Source organism: Cupriavidus sp. YAF13, from assembly GCF_052113425.1.
Taxonomy (GTDB): domain Bacteria; phylum Pseudomonadota; class Gammaproteobacteria; order Burkholderiales; family Burkholderiaceae; genus Cupriavidus.
The window spans coordinates 1-15,308 of record NZ_JBFRDD010000096.1 but is presented as its reverse complement, the minus strand read 5'-3'; the positions used below and the strand labels follow the sequence as shown (position 1 = coordinate 15,308).

Below are 15,308 nucleotides of genomic sequence, written 5' to 3'. Positions count from 1 at the left end.
ATTTGCCGGAGGTGCGCCGTCAACTGAAAAACTTTGAGCGCATGAAGATCCTGTTGGATCGCTGGATCGACCTATCGATGGAGTTGTCAACTTTGCGGCTGGCCAAAACCGGGGACTGAGCTACCGGAAGAACTTGGCACTGTCCAGTTGCAATATTCGCCCGAAATATTGCCGGTTTCAGTTGACGCCACCAACGTAGCGCTGGATACCGTTCCGCCCGTCGTGGGAAGACCGATCGCCGAGGCGGGAATTTCGAGGTTCTCAAGACCTGCACACATTTCGGCTGCGGTCTTGCTTGGCGTGCTGGGGCTACTTGGCGACGTCGTGGTCGCTGCTGATGAATCCGGCTCACCGTCTCCTCCGCATGCCGCAAGCATTGCGGTCGATCCGATTGCAAGAATAAAGCCCTTGCGGATCGTGTGTATCAATGCGTGGTACTTCATTTGTCCTGTCTCCTCTGATTGTATGTAGCAAACGTCAGCCGTCCATCTCCGACCCTTGCCTCGCGTGAAGACGCTTCAGTTTTTCGGCTGCTCATCTGGATAAGCGTCAGGCTCAACGCTACCGCGCGCTGTGGCGCCACATTGTCATGTGTGAGACAGTGCGTACGCGTGCGTCAGTGGACTCTGGATCGGCGGCCTCAAGGAGTTGAAAGACCGAAGGAAGTTGATCGGTGTAGAGAGGTGCGGCACATTCGCCACGAGTGTGAGATGCACTCGGGATCATTGCGTCGAAATTAAGAGCCATACAACGTCGCGACTCGGGCCCCTATCATTCAGTTGAGCTTGCGCCGGATGACAGTCGCTGGACTTTAGCGGCCTCGCGGTTCGGCTAGTCAACCGGGCAATCAGTTTGCGCAGCAGCGATTCGTCAAGCCAAATTAGTGATCGACTGTCTCGATCGAGACAATGTCTGCCTGCCTCGGAACCACACGAAGGCTGCTTCAGAGTTGTCACGCTTGAGAGACGCGACATTCACATGCTCCCTTGTAAGCATCGGGCAGAAGCGAGCTTCTTCCTTCAGGGTCTCTAGGACCTTTTAGCCCGGCGCTAGGGGGAGCGCCGGGCTACTTTTTCATTTGCACGGACTGGGCTTATCGTAGCAAATTGTGCGGCCGAAGAGCTTTGGTCACCGAATTCGTTGCGTACGCCACTGCACCCGATATCGATCACGCATATGGCAGCAACGGGTAGGCCTGCCCAATGGGACACTCGGATGCCTACCACGACGCCTCTACGGTGCAGTGGCATAATGTCTGCCACTACGGTTGGCAACGACAATCTCCAACTACTTGAACTGCCGGCTCAAGGGATGACATGGAAGATATTTTGAATCCTCCTCGCGTGCGCATCCGACGCCGCGGCGCCGACAAGCATCCCTTGATCTTGAAAGCTGCTCGCGAGCTCGTGGCCCAGTCAGGGTTTCGTGAAGCACAGATGACCGTTATAGCGGATGCTGCCGGGATCGCGATCGGAACGCTGTATCGATATTTTCCGTCCAAGACCGAACTCATGGTCGAGGTCGTCAAGTCGACCGCTCAACGCGAGGTGGACGTGGTCGCAGGCATTGCCATGCGCGATGGGTCCGCCTGTGAAAAGCTTGGCGCCGCTGCGTGGACTTTTGCCAGCCGTGCGCTGCGTGGCCGAAGACTCGCGCACGCGCTTGTAGCCGAACCTGTAGAGCCGGAAGTGGAGGCTGCCCGTCTGACTTACCACCGTGCGCTTTCCCGGGTCTTCAAGACAATCATTGAACAGGGCGTAGAAAACCACGAGTTTCCAACGCAGAACGCTGCCGCGTCGGCCGATTGTATTGTCGGCTGCCTGTTTGAAGGCTTGGTCGCACCGCTGAGCAACGGCGCCGCCGATGCATCCACGTCCCTCAGTTCCCACGCTGCGTCGATCATAACGTTTTGCCTTCGCGGAGTCGCCGGACGCATGCTCACCTTTCCGCCTATGCCTGCAGGCTAGTCATCAGCCGTCAGTTTCCCAGGATTTAATCCAGAATCATCATTTCACTTAAGGGCGGCACACTGTCGAAATGTAGTCTATTAGACGCTTGTGATGTGCGCGCCTTCTTTCCATGCTAGTACTTTCCCTGTGAGCGCAAGGCTTGACAGACGTACAGGTGCAACTTAGTCTTAAGTGAAATCAGGATTCACTTAAGACCGGCGACTGGACCGACGACCACCCGTGTATGGAGACACACTCATGAGTACGTTAGAACTCAATTCGGGGCTGGATGACCGGGTCGCCGAGCTGGTTTCGGAATACTCAGCGCCTTCGGCGTGCCTGGCGTGGTTACTGTGCGACCGCCACCCTGCAGACAAGGTTGCCTATGACGTCCTCGACTCTCAAGGCAACACGGAGCGCCTAACCTATGGCGAACTGAAACGACGATCCGAGGCATTTTCGGCGGGGCTCGCAAGCATTGGCGTCCGGGCGGGAGATAGAGTCGCGACGCTTTCAGGAAAGAGTGTGGAATACTTGATTGGTCTCGTCGGGATCTGGCGCCTGGGAGCGGTTCACGTCCCGCTATTTACAGCGTTCGCGCCGCCCGCCATCGCACAGCGTCTCGCCGGCAGCAAGGCAAAAGTCGCGATTTGCGACGCATCCCAAGTTGGCAAGCTCGTAGCAACTGAAGGGGACGAACAGCCCATCGCCGTTACCGACCTTGTCGTTATTGGCCGCGATGACACTTCCCTTGCCGGTTGGCAGATTCATAAATTCGACGATCTCGCAGCCGAGGGACGCCCGAAAGTGCCTGCTGCGGTCCTGGGAGGAGACGCACCGTTTATCCATATCTACACTTCTGGGACTACGGGCAAGCCAAAGGGGGTGGTTGTCCCGATACGCGCCATTGCTGCGTTTAGAGCTTATATCGAGTTTGGCATTGGACTGCGCCCAAGCGATGTGTATTGGTGCGCGGCCGACCCAGGCTGGGCGTATGGACTTTACTTCGGGGTCATCGGCTCTCTGAGTACTGGGGTCCATAGCCTGCTGCTCAAAGGCGTCTTTGATGCTGCGGCCACTTACCAAATCCTCGCAGAGCGCAACGTCACAAATTTCGCAGCCGCTCCGACCGTCTATCGATCCCTCATGTGCTCAGAAGTCTCTCCGCCTCAGGACCTCAAGCTGCGCTGCGCATCAAGCGCTGGGGAGCCGCTCACCCCAGACGTGAACGAATGGGCACAGTCGGCCTTGGGCACCCTCGTCTTTGACCACTACGGCCAAACAGAGGCGGGCATGCTCATCAACAACCACCACGATCCTCGCCTCGCTAGGGAAGTCCGGCCTGGATCGATGGGGATATCAATGCCTGGGTGGAAGGCCGTCGTTCTGGACCGCAGCGAAGATGTCGAACTTCCGACTGGCGAGATCGGGCGTGTCGCCTTCAATCTCGCGGAGAGCCCGCTTGCGTGGTTCCACGGGTACGACGCAGCCCCCGAAAAGAGTGCGGAGAAGTTTTCCGCGAACCGGGAATACTATCTCTCCGGCGATCTGGGAAAAATGGATGCTGACGGCGCCTTCTTTTTTTCTGCGCGAGAGGACGACGTCATCATCATGGCCGGGTATCGCATCGGACCATTTGAGGTCGAGTCCGTGATTGCCGCCCATCCGGCGGTTGCGGAATGCGCCGTCATTGCCGCTCCCGACAAGATCCGCGGAGAAGTGGTGGAGGCGTATGTCGTACTGCGTCAGGCATTCGCTCCAAGCCCTGCAATGGCCGAGGAGATCCAACAGTGGGTCAAGACCCGCTATGCCGCTCACGCCTACCCCCGGCGGGTGCATTTCGCAACCGAACTCCCCAAGACCCCTAGCGGAAAGATCCAACGATTCGTGTTGCGTGCAGCACGGAACGCCGGACTTGCTAACCCCGCCAATAGCACAAAAGAATGCTGACGACTGTGTTCGACACATTCGACACACGCAGTCGTTCCTATTTGCACGGCAAACCGTGACGACTCGCCCCAGCGGCACCCGGAGAGACTCACACATGCAAACGCTATCCCACGACTTTAGGAGCCAGGTCACCGCACGACCACCTGCATCCGAGCGTGTTTCGCGTCCGACCCTGGCGTCTTTCTTCGAGAACTGCGCCTGGTTCGGCCATCTCACGGATCAGGAAAGAACGCGCGTTATGGCCGATTCTTTTGAGAAGCGCTTAGTCGCTGGCGGTACTGCATGCCACCGGGGTGCGCCAGCCGACCATTGGCTCGGCGTGGTGGAAGGCATCGTCAAGGTGGACACGGCTTCCGCATGCGGGAGAGCGATTACGTTCGCCGGCGTTCCCGCAGGTGCTTGGTTTGGCGAGGGAGCTGTACTGAAGAACGAACCACGGCAGTATTCCGTTGTCGCGCTGAAGAACAGCCGGGTTGCCTATGTTCCTAAGGACACCTTCCTTTGGCTACTGGAACACAACCACACTTTTAGCCGCTACGTCATCGATCAACTCAACGCGCGTTGCGGCTACTACGTCGGGCTGGTGCATAACCTGAGGCTTCACGAAGCTGCAGGCCGCGTGGCGTTCTGCCTTGCCGAACTGTTTCACCGCCAACTCTATCCCGTCACCGACCGGACCTTGGGGCTGTCCCAGGAAGAAATTGGACGCCTCTCCGGCCTGTCTCGCCAGAACACGAATCGAGCCCTACGCGAACTTGCAGATGCCGGCATGATCGCGATGGAATACGGCGCAATCCATATTCTGAATCTCGAAGGACTCCGACAATTCGCTCACATGGGCGATTGATCTGGCAACTTGTCCCGACCGTTCGGCATTGCATCCGCCTCACGGGCCGGCTGCAATGCCGCTATCCCTACACCATCTCTACCGCTACGGCGGTGGCTTCACCACCGCCGATGCACAGGCTTGCAATTCCTCGGCGGCCACCGGTCCTGCGAAGCGCACCGATAAGCGTTACCAGGATTCGCGCACCAGATGCGCCAATGGGATGGCCGAGTGCACATGCCCCGCCGTGAATGTTGACCTTCTCCCGGTCTAGTTGCAGGTCCTGCACGACGGCCATCGCAACAACCGCAAACGCCTCGTTAATTTCCCAAAGATCGACCGCGGATGCGGCCCATCCCAATCCGTCGAGAAGCTTCCGGATCGCGCCAATCGGAGCGGTGGTGAACGTCGCCGGAGTCTGCGCGTGCGTCGCATGGCCCATGATCCTAGCAAGCGGCTGGAGTTGCATCTTGTCGGCAATGGACTCCCGGGTAAGGACCATCGCCGCGGCGCCGTCCGAGATCGAACTCGAATTTGCTGCCGTCACGGTCCCCTCCCTCTTGAAGGCCGGCTTCAAGGTGGGAACTCGATTCAGGTCAGCCTTCAGCGGCTGTTCATCACGCGTTACCGATACCGGGCCCTTCCTGGCATCTACGGTAAGGGGCACCGTCTCCCAGGCGAAACTACCCGCATTGATCGCGGCCTGCGCCCGCAGCGTCGACATCACCGCCCATTCGTCCTGGGCCTCCCTCGTGAAGCCATACGTCGCGGCGCAATCCTCGGCAAACGTACCCATCAGGCGCCCACGCGTGTCCTCGCTGTAATGGTCCTCAAGACCGTCCAGAAACATGTGATCCATTACCTTGCCATGGCCGAGCCGATAGCCGGCTCGCGCTTTCGGCAGCAGATAAGGCGCATTCGACATGGATTCCATGCCGCCGGCGATCATGATGTCGTTGCTGTTTGCCAGCAACAGATCATGGGCCAACATGACCGCCTTCATCCCGGATCCGCAAACCTTGCTGATAGTGGTGCAAGGCGTAGCAAGCTCCAGGCCCCCGCGGATACCTGCCTGCCGCGTGGGCGCCTGTCCAACGCCCGCTGGGAGGACGCACCCCATGAGAAGTTCCTGAATGCAGGAGGGAGTCAGGCCGGCACGTTCTACGGCCGCACGAATTGCTGCCCCTCCCATCTCCGGAGCAGTCAAGGAGGACAGCTCGCCTTGGAACCCACCGATAGGCGTACGCGCCGCCGATAGGATGACGACTGGATCGTTTGTCGAGTTCACCATGAGTACCTCACTTCGCTGCCATACGGATGGCACCGTCGAGACGAATGACCTCACCGTTGAGGTAAGGATTGCCGATAACGTGCTGCACAAGATCCGCAAACTCCTGTGGCCTGCCCATGCGCTGGGGAAACGGCACGGATGCCCCAAGCGACTTCTGCACCTCGTCAGGCATGGCGAGCAACATGGGGGTTGCCATGATCCCCGGCGCGATCGTTACCACCCGTACGCCAAATCGCGCCAGTTCGCGCGCCAGTGGCAGTGTCATTGCCACGACTGCGCCCTTCGAGGCGGCATACGCGCTTTGGCCGACCTGGCCGTCGAAGGCAGCAACCGATGCCGTGTTGACGATGATGCCGCGTTCGCCGTCGACTGACGGCTGCTGCTCTGCCATCAGTGCCGCCCCAAGGCGGAGGACATTAAACGTTCCTGCAACGTTGATCTGAAGCGTGCGGCTGAACGATGCCAGGGCATGCACGCCGTTCTTGCCAATCACTTTTTCAGCAGGAGCAACGCCAGCACAGTTGACGAGTCCGCGCAAAGATCCCAGCCCGGCAGCGAAGTCGAACATCTCCTTCACACTGTCTTCGTTTGTGACGTCTGCCGGGACAAAGACGCCGCCTGTCCTGCGCGCGACCTCTTGTCCGGTGTTCGAATCGAGGTCGACGATAACGACTTTCGCCCCCTTCTCAGCAAGTGCTGTTGCGGTGGCAGCACCAAGACCGGAGCCGGCCCCGGTCACCACAAATACGTTGTCCTGAATCTGCATGTCTACGGAAATAGTTGGTTCAGCGGTTGGTGGATGCGTGCACATCGAGCGAGGAAAGTGAAGCTTCCTGCGGCGGTTGCACGGATGCGCTTTGGCGGTGATCGATGAGCATGACCGCCAGGGTCCCGACCAGGCCGGCAAAGCCGATGGCCAAGAAATTCTGTTCAAGTGGAAGCTTCATTGCCACGAGTGCGCCGATGAGCACAGGTGCCGCGATGGCGCCGAGCCGCCCTATGCCCGAGGCGAAGCCCACGCCAGTGGAACGAATGGAGCCCGGATAGAACTCCCCCGCATAGGCATAGGCGAGCAACTGCGTGCCGAGCGTCGAGGCGCCGACAACGAACACGAGTACGAACAGCAGTTCGGTCACCTTCGTGTATCCCATGAGGGAAAGCGACACAGCACCCGTGGCATAGAACGCCACCAGCACGTGCTTGATATTGAAACGGTCCCCCAGCCAGCCGCCACCGACCGCGCCGCATACAGCACCGATGTTGAACACCAGTACAAAGTTCAAGGCAGAACCGAGGCTGTATCCGGACATCGACATGAGCTTCGTCAACCACGAACTCAGCGAATAGACCATGAAAAGGCCGGTAAAGAAGGCGACCCAGATCATCAGAGTGCTCACGGCGCGCCCACGGGCGAAAAGCGCCGCGACGGGGGCATCGGACGCCATCGCTTCCTGGGGCACGACCAGACGATCATCCGGCGCAATCTGCAGCTCGGGGGCGAGCTTGCGAACCACAGCACGAAGCGAGTCGTCCCGCTGCTTTCTTGCGAGAAACGCCATGGATTCCGGCATGGTCCACAAGATGAACGGAATGAAGAGCACCGGCAGCCCGGCAACGAAAAACACCGCCTGCCAGCCATATACTTCGATCAGGCCCTTGCCGGTCAGGGCAACCAGAATCCCGCCGATCGAATACCCGGCAAATACGATGGTTACGAGCCGAGCCCGGATCTTGCTGGGTGCAAACTCTCCCATCTGGGCCGTCACGACAGGCAGCACGCCGCCGATACCGAGGCCTGCCAAGAAACGCATCACACTGAAGCTGATCGGGTCCGTCGTCAGGCCGGCGGCAGCAGTAAAGACGCTGAAAAGTCCGACGCACACGCAGATGGACAACTTGCGGCCGATCTTGTCGGCGAGCGTGCCGAGGTAGATCGCGCCAAACATCATGCCGAACAGCGCAGAACTCGCCATGAATCCGGCCCTCGTGGCATCGACTCCCATCTGCTTCATGATCGACGGCAGCGCCGCACCCACTACCGCCAGGTCGTAGCCATCCAGCACCAGGATCATCACGCACCAGAAGAGAATCATCCGGTGAAAGCCAGAGAACTTGGCTGTGTCTGCTACTTTTTGAACGTCAATTTCTTTTGTCATAGTCTCCTCCATTTTTGATGGGTCAAATCACCCGTGAGCTGCGGTTATTCCTTGTGAAACGTCGTAAAGCTGGAGGCGGGTTCACGCTCTGATGCCAGTGAGTTCTCGATGCGCTCCTCATCGGCATATCCCAGACTCATCCCRACCACGAACTTCTCCTGGGCACCAAGTGCCAACTCCTGTTCGATGATCCTGTGGTACTTCATGAACGCAGCCTGAGGGCAAGTACTCAGGCCGTACGTGCGCGCCACGACCATGATGTTTTGCAGGAACATCCCGTAGTCCAGCAGGCTTCCCTGGTTCATCATTCGGTCAACCGTGAAGAAGAGGCCGACGGGCGCATCAAAGAACTGATAGTTCCGGCCGTGCTGGGCGTGCATGCTGGCTTTGTCGCCCTTCTCGATGCCAAGGAGGCTGTAGAGCTGCCAACCTACCGCGCGACGGCGATCGAGATACGGGGACGTCCATTTCAGCGGGTAATACGCCCATTCGTCGCCGTGCTCTGCGGCAAGCGCCGGATCGTCATCCACGTTCCGAAGCGCCGCGCAGACCCGGTCCTTGGCGGCACCCATCAGCACGTGCACCTTCCATGGCTGCATATTCACCCCGGTCGCTGCGAACCGCGCGGTGTTCAGGATCGCCTCGACGACGTCGGTTGACACGGGCTCCGGGAGGAAGGCACGGACGCTACGGCGCGTCGTAATCGCCCATTCGACCGCGCGACGCACGGCTGGAAGCTCCCCAGGCGGGGGACTCAATCTGTTCAGGTTCACGCTAACGCTCTCTACTCAAAATGGCTGCATCAGCCTTTCGGGTAAGAGACTACGTTTCGCGTTGAACAGGTACTGTCACATAGCCGACAATTCCGGATTATTCCTGTTCTCGACGGCGAGCGCGTCGGCAATGTCTTGTGCAAGACAGTGTCGCAAGAGGAATCGGCTTACTTTCCGGGTTCCATTTGTGCGCATAGCACAGTACTCATAGAACTCGAAAGGAGACAGTCGTGAGCAACAACATTTACGAAATCGGCCTGGAGCGCAACAACGCCAACCACGTTCCGTTGACCCCGCTGCACTTCTTAGACCGCTGCGCCGAGCAGTACCCGAACAGGGACGCCATTGTTCATGGCAACCTCCGCCAGTCGTGGAGCACGACCAGGGAGCGCTGCCGACGCCTGGCAAGTGCCCTCATCAAGCTCGGCATCGGAAGAGGCGACACCGTGTCGATCCTTGCCCCGAACACTCCGGCAATGGTGGAAGCCCATCATGGCATCCCCCTGAGTGGGGCTGTATTGAACGCTATCAACTGCCGGCTTGATGCGGATGGTGTGCGGTTTATCCTGAAGCACGGCGAAGCGAAGGTCCTGCTGGTGGATCGGGAATTTTCCGCTCTTGCAGCGGCCGCCCTCGAGGGACTCGACAATCCTCCCCTGATCATCGATATCGCCGATACGTTGGCGCCCGAATACGAACTGATCGGCGAACATGAATATGAGCAGTTCCTCCGGCAAGGCGATGCCGACTTTCCGGGAATCTATCCCAAGGACGAGTGGGATGCCATCGCGCTGAACTACACCTCCGGAACCACATCCGATCCCAAGGGAGTCGTCCCGAGCCATCGGGGTGCGTACCTGATGAGCCTGCTGCAGCTCACCGATTGGGGCATGCCGCGCGGCCCTAAGTACTTGTGGACGCTGCCGCTATTCCATGCCAATGGTTGGTGCTTCGTGTGGGCCATTACCGCAGCAGCCGGCACTCACGTGTGCCTGCGCAAAGTGACGGCCGCAAACATCTTCCATGCGATTGAAGCGCACGGCGTGGACCATTTCTGCGCGGCACCCATTGTGCTCGCCTCCCTCGCCACAGCAACAGAGGGAGAGCGCCGAGCGTTCTCGCATCCCGTTCGCATCCGTACGGCGGGCTCGCCACCTCCTGCAACCGTACTCAAGGCCGTGAGCGAAATGGGCTTCGACGTCGAGCATGTGTATGGGATTACGGAGGCTTCCGGCACACCGGTCAGTTCGTACGCCAATCCCGCCTGGAACTCCATGTCGCCGGACGCCAAGGCTCGTCTGATGGCACGCCAGGGAAACCGTGCGGCCGCGCTAGAAGGGTTATACGTCGCGGATCCCGACACAATGCGCGCGGTACCGTGGGATGGCCGAACACAAGGCGCGCTCTTGTTGCGGGGCAACATCGTCATGAAAGGCTATTTGAAGAATCCCGAAGCCACCGAGCGGGCCTTTGGAGGGGGGTGGTTCCACACTGGCGACGTGGCAGTAGTGCACTCTGACGGGTACATCCAGATTACCGATCGATCCAAGGACGTGATTATCTCAGGCGGGGAAAACATCTCATCCGTGGAGGTGGAAGATGTCCTCCATCAACACCCGGCCGTCCTGATTGCTGCGGTCGTCGCCCAACCCCACCCGAAATGGGGAGAGTCGCCCTGCGCATTCATCGAGCTCAAAGACGGCTACGCCGAGCCATCCGAGGCTGAAGTCATTGCCTTCTGTCGTGATCGACTGGCGCACTACAAGTGCCCTGTTCGCGTTGTCTATGGTGCGCTACCGAAAACCGGTACCGGAAAGATTCAGAAATTCCGGCTGCGCGAAATGGCCCGAAGCCGCGAGGCCATCACCGATTTGGCCAGCTCACGTTAACCCTTCTTGCAGCACTGAACTATGATCGATTGCATTGTTGACGGGCATACCGCACTGGTAACGCTTAAGCGCCCGCCGGTTAACGCCTTCAATATTGAGAGCCTTGCCGCATTGGAGGCGCTGATCGGCCGACTGAACGCCAATGCGGACGTGCGGGCAGTTGGTGCGCTTGTTGCCGGACTGGTACGTCGATGTTGGCGCGCTATCGTTGTATTTCACGAATCAAAAGCTGCTGCCGGCGAAGACGCGCGCGTTCGTGGATTTCATCACCGAATCATTTTGGGCGCGCAAAATGCCCCAGATCGAATCGCTCGTGACAACCGCAAGCGCCGATGGCGAATGAGGTCAGTGCTGCCGTGCGTGGATGGGGCCAGCGTCAAAGGGGCTTGCGCGCTGGGTGCCTCGGTTCGGACACGTCCGTGGATCTGATGAACTCGATAAAAGCCTTCAGGGGCGTGGGCATAAAGTTCCGCCCGGAGTAGTACAAGAACGGTCCCGGAAAATCCTGCCACCAGGGCTCCAGAATGGGCTCCAGCGTTCCGTTGGCCAGATGGGGTTTTAGCCAGTCCTCGAAGAGATAGACAATCCCGGTTCCTGCCAGCGCCGCGTCAATCAGCAGGTCCGCCGCGCCCCCCAGGCCGATGACCAGTGGTCCCTTGGGGTCAATGCGCAACGTCTCACCTTCGCCTTCGAACTCCCAGGCCGGCATGGCGCCACTTGGAAAGCGCCCCCTCAGGCAGGCGTGGCCGATCAGTTCGCGGGGATGCTCTGGCCGACCATGGTGATCGAGGTAGGCCGGCGAAGCCGCCACGGCGATACGTTGTGACCGCGGTCCGATGGGCACCGCAATCATGTCCTGCTCCAGTCGCTCGCCGTAGCGAACGCCCGCATCGCAGCCGGCAGCGAGCACGTCCACGAAGCTCTCTTCGACGATCACTTCAAGGGCGATGTCCGGATACTTGGCCAGAAACGGGGGAATGATGCCGGGCAACACCAGCCTTGCAACGCTCGCGGGCACATTCAGCTTCAGCGTGCCGGCCGGCCTGTCACGGAAGTCGTTGACAGCCGCCAATGCGGACTGCACTTCGGTCAGAGCAGGGACGAGTCTCGCCAACAGGTCTGAGCCCGCTTCGGTGAGTGTCACGCTCCGCGTAGTACGATGCAGCAGGCGCACACCCAGCTGTGCTTCCAGTCGACGCAGTGCCTCGCTGAGCCCCGAGGCACTGACCCCGCTGGAGCGGGCTGCGTCGCGAAAGCCCCCTGCACGCGCCACCGTGGCAAAGGCTTTCAGGTCATTGAGATCTGTATTCATTGTGCAAAATGTCGCACGCCCCGTGCCAATTGTCCATATTTTCATTTCTCGTCTACGCGACTACGCTTGGCATTTACGCATCCACAGGAGCTGAAAAATGTCAGCAATTGATCAGGTCGGGACGTTCACCCTCGGCAACCGCGCGGTAAATCGACTGGGTTATGGCGCCATGCAACTGGCGGGGCCCAATGTCTTCGGGCCGCCCAAGGACCGCGAGGCGGCCTTGTCGGTGTTGCGCGAGGCCGTTGCTCAGCGTGTCAACCATATCGACACAAGTGACTTCTACGGTCCGCACTTGACCAACCAGCTTATCCGTGAAGCCCTGTCACCCTATGCGGACGACCTAGTGATCGTCACCAAGATCGGTGCGCTGCGAGGCGCGGATGGCGCCTGGCTTCCGGCGTTCTCGCCGAAAGAACTGGCGCAGGCAGTTCATGACAACCTGCGCAATCTGGGTCTCGATGTCCTCCATGTGGTCAACCTCAGGGTCATGTTCGACGCGCAAGGGCCGGCGGAGGGGTCGATCGAGGCGCAGCTGACCGCATTGGCTGAACTTCAGCAGCAAGGGCTTGTGCGTCACATCGGCCTGAGCAACGTCACGCCGACGCAAGTGGCGCAGGGCCGCGCAATTACCGAGATCGCATGCGTGCAGAACCACTACAACCTGGCGCATCGCACCGATGACGTCTTGATCGATGAGCTCGCTGCATCGAACATTCCGTACGTGCCGTTCTTCCCGCTGGGTGGCTTCAGTCCGCTGCAGTCGTCCACCCTCTCCGACGTTGCGCAGGAACTCGGTGCATCCCACTTGCAGGTAGCACTGGCTTGGCTTCTGCAGCGCTCGCCGAACATCCTGCTGATTCCTGGTACCTCGTCTGTCGCGCACCTGCGCGAGAACCTCAAGACCGCCAATCTGAAGCTCCCAGCCGAAGCGATTGCCAAGCTGAATTCGATTGGGGCGCCGATCGACGCGGCCCACTAAGAAGCCAGACGCCTCCCGGATTGCAAGCTGTTTGGCATGTTGGTAGGCAGGTGAAGGCAGCACGCTTATGTCCGGCCCCTCCCGCAGGTGGTTGCACTCGGCAGCTCCCCTTTGGCACAGCTTGGCCTACGCGGTGTAGGATCCCCGGATCCTGATCCTTGTGCCAGAGATACCCGTTGCCAGGGGGAGGCGTCCATACCATCTAACAAAATGAGCTTACGGAGGCTGTTAACTTCAAGTGACTTTTCTTCTGTTCGTGCCGTGGGGTCGGGTCAAAACAGGACGGGTGATCGTGGATACGACCACGACAAATATCGCCAGCCGCTGCATGCCAACGGCATCAGCACCGAGATTGCTCGCCGCGGCGAGCCGCATGGCAGCGGCCTTGGCAAAACCCGCTGGATCGTCGAACGCACCCATCGCCTGGCTGCACAACTTCAAGCAATTGCGCGTTCGCTTTGACCGCCTCGCCATCATTCACGAAGCCTTCCTGAAAATTGCTTGTTGCATCATCTGCTGGCGGCACCTCAGGAAGTCATTTTGTTGGATGCTCTAGGCGGCCTGCTCGCACTGGCAGGGGTAGTGGTGCTCTGCCACCCGGCTTTGGGCCGTCGGCGTCAGTTTCCAACCCTGAGAGGCTAAATTCGCATCTCCGCGTCGAATACAAAAGGGAGCCGCGCGGGCTCCCTTCGTGCTACATGCCGGTTCCGGCTTACAGCGCGGCGGCGTCCTTCAGCTTCTTCAGCGGGCGCACCTTCACCTTAACGGTGGCCGGCTTGGCCGCGAACCACTGGTCCTCACCGGTGAACGGGTTCTTGCCGAAGCGCTTTTTGGTCGCCGCCACTTGCAGGGCAGTGATCTTGAACAGGCCCGGGAGCGTGAACTCGCCCGCACCCTTCTTGTGCACCGCGCTCAGGACCGTGTTTTCCAGATGTGCCAGCACGGTCTTGACGGTCTTGGCGTCCAGCTCGGTCTGGGCGACCAGATGGGCCAGCAAGCTCGCCTTGGTGAAGGTTTCCTTCAGCGGTTTCGCTACCGGCGCAGCCGCTGCGGCATTCTTTGCCGGTGCGGCCGCCTTCGTGGCAGGTGCCGCTGCCTTCTTGGCTGCTGGCTTGGCCGGGGTCTTTACGACAGCTTTCGCTTTGGTTGCCATGGATTCTTCTGTGATCTAGTTATTCGTTGATATGTCGCCGTGGAGGCGTTCGTGAGAATAGCAAATTCCATGAGGTGTGTGCGACTGCGTGAAACCAACGATTACAACTGCACGCCGATGGTAGCCCTGATCCGGTCGCAGGTGCGCGTGCTGGCCACCCAAGCAGCTTGCTGACTTCGTCCCGGGCGCGGCTGGCAAGTAGCTGGCGCCGGCAGTACGTGTTGCGCAGCACCCGCGGGCTCATGTCTTCGTCTTCGAAATTGATGGCTAGGAGCGCCGCTCGCACAATCTTTCCAAAGCTCATATCAGTGATCGGCTCGCCGCTGGCCCTGAGTGAGAAAACGAGGTCGCCGGCAACCGGCAGTGTCCGGCGGCGAACGTGCCATTCCGCCAGGATCGGCACCGCGAAGGACCCCAAGGGAACGCGCGGGTGTCGCGCGCGCCGTGAGCTGGCACGCGCAGATAGGGTGCGGAGGAACCGGGTTGCAGATACTCCCGTCGGGCCGAGCGCGCTTCTGCTGCGGTGACGCCGGTGGCTAGGAAGAATGCCACGATGGCACGGCTTCGCAAGACAGCGAGATCGTCGCCGTCGTGCGACTGGATCCATGCTTGCAGCCGGGCGTTGGCGTGCTCGGGCAGGTAGATAGGGGCCGGCTCGTCCTTCGGCCAACGGCCATCCCGCACCAGCTGATTGGCTGGGTTGCTCTCGCGCACGCCCACGGCAACCAGATGCCGGCAAAGCCGGTCCAGCAGCTTCAGAGAACGCATGCGCGTGGCGGTGCTATAACCGAGCGCGTCCGGCGATTGCCAGAATCTGAGCGCGGTAAGCCATCAATGGAAGACACGTTCGCGACCTAGAGCGCTCGGCGACAAGCCGCTTATTGAGACTTGTATAAATCATGACAACCGATTCGAGTCTGACGCGTTATCTGATCAAGGCGTTGATCGGGAGTCGATTGCATGGCAGGGAAGATGGACGAAGCGACCAGAAAGCGGGTTCGCGCTGGACGGATGCTGTTAGCGAACA

At 59.7% G+C, this 15,308-nt stretch carries 14 protein-coding genes and 2 pseudogenes; 7 read left to right on the top strand and 9 right to left on the bottom strand.

The features are described from left to right. Nucleotides 1-86: 86 nt before the first annotated feature. Entirely contained in the window at nucleotides 87-443 is a 357-nt protein-coding gene (locus tag AB4061_RS39195) for a hypothetical protein (protein ID WP_441641442.1), read from the bottom strand. A gap of 873 nt (nucleotides 444-1,316) precedes the next feature. On the opposite strand from AB4061_RS39195, the gene AB4061_RS39190 reads away from it, so the two are divergent. The 3 genes from AB4061_RS39190 to AB4061_RS39180 all read left to right on the top strand — a co-directional run bounded on the left by AB4061_RS39190 (nucleotide 1,317) and on the right by AB4061_RS39180 (nucleotide 4,746). Further along, a complete protein-coding gene (locus tag AB4061_RS39190) occupies nucleotides 1,317-1,967 on the top strand; it encodes a TetR/AcrR family transcriptional regulator (protein ID WP_441641441.1) in 651 nt (216 codons plus the stop codon). A gap of 240 nt (nucleotides 1,968-2,207) precedes the next feature. Then, entirely contained in the window at nucleotides 2,208-3,899 is a 1,692-nt protein-coding gene (locus tag AB4061_RS39185; RefSeq protein ID WP_441641440.1) for an AMP-binding protein, read from the top strand. 94 nt (nucleotides 3,900-3,993) lie between these two features. Beyond that, complete coding sequence (locus AB4061_RS39180; protein ID WP_441641439.1) at nucleotides 3,994-4,746, top strand: Crp/Fnr family transcriptional regulator; 753 nt, start codon at nucleotides 3,994-3,996, stop codon at nucleotides 4,744-4,746. 67 nt (nucleotides 4,747-4,813) lie between these two features. Here AB4061_RS39180 and AB4061_RS39175 read toward each other — a convergent pair whose 3' ends face one another. The 4 genes from AB4061_RS39175 to AB4061_RS39160 are packed head-to-tail and all read right to left on the bottom strand — an operon-like array spanning nucleotide 4,814 to nucleotide 8,939. Then, the gene (locus AB4061_RS39175; RefSeq protein ID WP_441641438.1) at nucleotides 4,814-6,016 is read right to left on the bottom strand and encodes an acetyl-CoA C-acyltransferase; all 1,203 of its coding nucleotides are present in this window, start codon (nucleotides 6,014-6,016) and stop codon (nucleotides 4,814-4,816) included. A gap of 7 nt (nucleotides 6,017-6,023) precedes the next feature. After that, nucleotides 6,024-6,782, bottom strand: a complete 759-nt coding sequence (locus tag AB4061_RS39170) for an SDR family NAD(P)-dependent oxidoreductase (RefSeq protein ID WP_441641437.1) — start codon at nucleotides 6,780-6,782, stop codon at nucleotides 6,024-6,026. A 19-nt stretch (nucleotides 6,783-6,801) separates the two neighbouring features. Continuing rightward, nucleotides 6,802-8,172 carry an MFS transporter gene (locus tag AB4061_RS39165; protein WP_441641436.1) on the bottom strand — a complete coding sequence of 457 codons (1,371 nt, stop codon included), beginning with the start codon at nucleotides 8,170-8,172 and terminating at the stop codon, nucleotides 6,802-6,804. Between the two features lie 44 nt (nucleotides 8,173-8,216). Beyond that, nucleotides 8,217-8,939: a nitroreductase gene (locus tag AB4061_RS39160; protein ID WP_441641443.1), complete on the bottom strand. Its 723-nt coding sequence runs from the start codon at nucleotides 8,937-8,939 to the stop codon at nucleotides 8,217-8,219. A gap of 236 nt (nucleotides 8,940-9,175) precedes the next feature. Between AB4061_RS39160 and AB4061_RS39155 the strand changes: the two genes are divergently transcribed. Further along, nucleotides 9,176-10,834: an AMP-binding protein gene (locus AB4061_RS39155; protein WP_441641435.1), complete on the top strand. Its 1,659-nt coding sequence runs from the start codon at nucleotides 9,176-9,178 to the stop codon at nucleotides 10,832-10,834. Here the strand turns inward: AB4061_RS39155 and AB4061_RS39150 are convergent. Next, nucleotides 10,826-11,053: a hypothetical protein gene (locus AB4061_RS39150; RefSeq protein ID WP_441641444.1), complete on the bottom strand. Its 228-nt coding sequence runs from the start codon at nucleotides 11,051-11,053 to the stop codon at nucleotides 10,826-10,828. The two genes, AB4061_RS39155 and AB4061_RS39150, sit on opposite strands and share 9 nt — an antisense overlap. On the opposite strand from AB4061_RS39150, the pseudogene AB4061_RS39145 reads away from it, so the two are divergent. Next, nucleotides 10,989-11,177, top strand: a pseudogene (locus AB4061_RS39145) (hypothetical protein); the annotation flags it as partial. The gene AB4061_RS39150 and the pseudogene AB4061_RS39145 overlap by 65 nt on opposite strands. 33 nt (nucleotides 11,178-11,210) lie before the next feature. On the opposite strand, the gene AB4061_RS39140 reads toward AB4061_RS39145, so the two are convergent. Then, nucleotides 11,211-12,146: a LysR family transcriptional regulator gene (locus AB4061_RS39140; RefSeq protein ID WP_441641434.1), complete on the bottom strand. Its 936-nt coding sequence runs from the start codon at nucleotides 12,144-12,146 to the stop codon at nucleotides 11,211-11,213. Between the two features lie 97 nt (nucleotides 12,147-12,243). Here AB4061_RS39140 and AB4061_RS39135 point away from each other — a divergent pair, with 97 nt between their 5' ends. After that, on the top strand, nucleotides 12,244-13,128 hold the full coding sequence (locus tag AB4061_RS39135) for an aldo/keto reductase family oxidoreductase (RefSeq protein WP_441641433.1): 885 nt from the start codon (nucleotides 12,244-12,246) through the stop codon (nucleotides 13,126-13,128). Between the two features lie 288 nt (nucleotides 13,129-13,416). Continuing rightward, nucleotides 13,417-13,684, top strand: a pseudogene (locus AB4061_RS39130) (transposase); the annotation flags it as partial. Between the two features lie 156 nt (nucleotides 13,685-13,840). Here the strand turns inward: AB4061_RS39130 and AB4061_RS39125 are convergent. Together AB4061_RS39125 and AB4061_RS39120 are read right to left on the bottom strand one after the other, a co-directional pair. Next, nucleotides 13,841-14,281, bottom strand: a complete 441-nt coding sequence (locus AB4061_RS39125; protein WP_441641432.1) for an HU family DNA-binding protein — start codon at nucleotides 14,279-14,281, stop codon at nucleotides 13,841-13,843. Nucleotides 14,282-14,581: 300 nt separating this feature from the next. After that, nucleotides 14,582-15,049 carry a hypothetical protein gene (locus AB4061_RS39120; RefSeq protein WP_441641431.1) on the bottom strand — a complete coding sequence of 156 codons (468 nt, stop codon included), beginning with the start codon at nucleotides 15,047-15,049 and terminating at the stop codon, nucleotides 14,582-14,584. Nucleotides 15,050-15,308 lie beyond the last annotated feature (259 nt).